The organism is Dysgonomonas sp. 521, assembly GCF_010501055.1.
Taxonomy (GTDB): Bacteria; Bacteroidota; Bacteroidia; order Bacteroidales; family Dysgonomonadaceae; genus Dysgonomonas.
In genome coordinates this window covers 1-353 of record NZ_QVMO01000242.1, presented here as the reverse complement: position 1 = coordinate 353, position 353 = coordinate 1, and the positions used below count along the sequence as shown (strand labels likewise).

Genomic DNA, 353 nt, shown 5'->3' with positions numbered 1-353 from the left:
CGGGAGTCATACAATACAGGATGGATAATATTTTGAGTGGAGGCATCCCACTCTGCTTCATATAAGCGCAAGCCCAGGGACAGGTTACGCACCTTACGCCGGTAGATTAACCGCACGCACAGGCTGCCTTGTACCTGACCGCCGTTGTCTTTGAGCGGGCGCAGGTAATAGGTGATTGTACACATAATTGATTTCCTTTTTTTAAATTGTTTTCACAAGTTGAGTTTGTTTATCGTAACAATTTACGAAAAGGAAAGGTGCATAATCCGGAGCATCCCCACCCAGTAATCCGGTTCTAAATCCATTAGAAATCGGTTCTAAAAATCTGCCATTCCGGCAGATATCCACCCAAA

Annotated in this window: 1 pseudogene; it reads right to left on the bottom strand. The window is 44.8% G+C overall.

Annotated features, from left to right (window positions below):
• Window positions 1-185 (bottom strand): annotated as a pseudogene (locus D0T84_RS22380) (Arm DNA-binding domain-containing protein); the annotation flags it as partial.
• Window positions 186-353: the final 168 nt, after the last annotated feature.